A 1950-nucleotide genomic window follows, 5' to 3' on the forward strand; every position below is an offset into this window, starting at 1 on the left:
GCCATGCTGATCGACTTGGACGGCTTCAAATCCGTCAACGACACCTATGGTCACAATGTCGGGGACGACCTGCTGGTCAGGGTCGCGCGCAGGATAGAGAAGCACGCGCCGACAGGGGCAACGATCGCGCGCATCGGCGGCGACGAGTTCGTGCTGCTTTTTCCCGCCGACCGGTCTCCGCATTCGACCGACGGGCTTGCATCCTCGATCATCGCGGCCATCGCCAATCCGGATCCGGCGTTGAATTCGGTGCGCGTCGGCGCGTCGATCGGTATCTATGTGTCGGACAAACCGCGATTGACGGAGATGCTGCTGCGGGCGGATTTCGCGCTTTACGCGGCCAAGCGCAGCGGCAGGAACGAATACTGTCTCTTCGATGCCGAACTCGACCATGGGCTCGAACGCAAGCACTGCATCGAGCGCGATCTGCGCGGGGCGATCGAAGCAGGCGCTCTCTGCTCATGGTTCCAGCCCATCGTGCGGCTGGATACCCATGCGGTCGTCGGCTTCGAAGCGCTGCTGCGGTGGCAGCACCCGGTCCATGGGGCCATTCCCCCGCCCGAGATCGTCACCGCGGCGCGTGAAACCGGTCTGCTTTCCCTGCTGACGGAGACGGTATTCCTCAATTGCTGCTCCATGGTCGAGGAGCTGGTGAGAAATGGGCGTCAGGATCTTCGGGTCGCGATGAATCTGTCGCCGCGCGAGCTCGAGGCAGGCAATGTCGATGACATGATATTGGACAGCCTGAAGACGAAGAATGTCCCCGCGGCCATGCTCGAGATAGAGATCACGGAAGAAGCGCCTGTGGATCGCGACAGGGTTGATGAAAAGCTGGAGCGCCTGGCGGATGCGGGCATATCGATCGTGCTGGATGATTTCGGCACCGGCTTCTCGACCCTGGTTTCGCTGAAAGACAGCCGCATCCATAAGATCAAGATCGACAAGAACTTCGTTCGCGATCTCGCCAGGTCCGTGGACGATCAGGCCCTCGTCAAAGCGGTCATCGATCTCGGGCGAACGCTGGGAATAGAGGTGATGGCGGAGGGAGTGGAAACCGACGCCGATCGCCTGATCCTGCGGTCGCTCGATTGCATGATTGCGCAGGGCTTTCTCTTCTCGGCGGCGCTTCCGATGCGGGATGCGCTTGCCTTCGAACCAAGGCATTTCGACAACTCGGCCGAAGCCAAAGCCGCCTTTGATTCCGCGGCGCGCCCATTGCGCCGTACCGGCAGCGCTGCCTGAGCGTGAATGTCGCCAAGGTGCGCGGTGGTTTTGGGTGAATGACATGCGTCAAACAAGGGCTTAAGGAGCCTCGCCTGAATTCGTCGCGCCGCGCCCCAAGGGCGAGCGTCTGCATCAGCTCAAAGGCCGTCGTTCCAACCGCGGCAAGCCTCGGCCCCTGTGCCGCAGCGCCTCGACGATCCATCGCCGGCTAAAGCTCCCGCCGGCTTGGACGTCAGGCCGGCAGGCCTAGCTGCTTTCGCAGGCTCTTGTCGAATGCGGATGCCGGGACGAAACGGCGCAGGACACTGACCTGGCGCGCCATTTTTCCGGCCGCATAGCGCCTCTTCGGAGCGGGATCGGTCGCAGCCGCCAAAACGGCCTTGGCTACCACTTCGGGCGCATCGCCTTTTTCCATCGCCTTCCGCACGGCTATAGTCATGCCGGCGCGCGCGGCGTCATAGATCTCAAGCAAGTGGTCCGGCCTGGCGAGATTGTCTTCGAACGACGTACGGGTATAGGCAGGCTCGACCAACGCGACGCGAATTCCGAACGGTCGCAGTTCGTGATCGAGCGATTCGGAATAGCCTTCAACGGCATGTTTGGTCGCCGAATAAAGCGCGAAATAGGGAGCCGGGATGAATCCCTGCACCGAGCTCAAGTTGACGATCCTGCCCTTGCCTTGGCGGCGCATCGTCCGCAGCACCGCATTGGCCATTCGGATGACGC

Annotated in this window: 2 protein-coding genes; one reads left to right on the forward strand and one right to left on the reverse strand. The window is 61.9% G+C overall.

The genetic code is table 11. From position 1 onward, the window contains the following. Nucleotides 1–3 precede the first annotated feature (3 nt). Nucleotides 4–1242 (forward strand): bifunctional diguanylate cyclase/phosphodiesterase, encoded by a 1239-nt coding sequence (locus EOA29_RS34675; RefSeq protein ID WP_245468697.1) that lies wholly within the window; start codon nt 4–6, stop codon nt 1240–1242. Nucleotides 1243–1456: 214 nt separating this feature from the next. On the opposite strand, the gene EOA29_RS34680 is transcribed toward EOA29_RS34675, so the two are convergent. Continuing rightward, on the reverse strand, nt 1457–1950 hold a 494-nt coding region (locus tag EOA29_RS34680), incomplete at its 5' end, for an SDR family NAD(P)-dependent oxidoreductase (RefSeq protein ID WP_127222272.1).

This window comes from Mesorhizobium sp. M1E.F.Ca.ET.063.01.1.1, assembly GCF_003998155.1.
GTDB lineage: Bacteria > Pseudomonadota > Alphaproteobacteria > Rhizobiales > Rhizobiaceae > Mesorhizobium.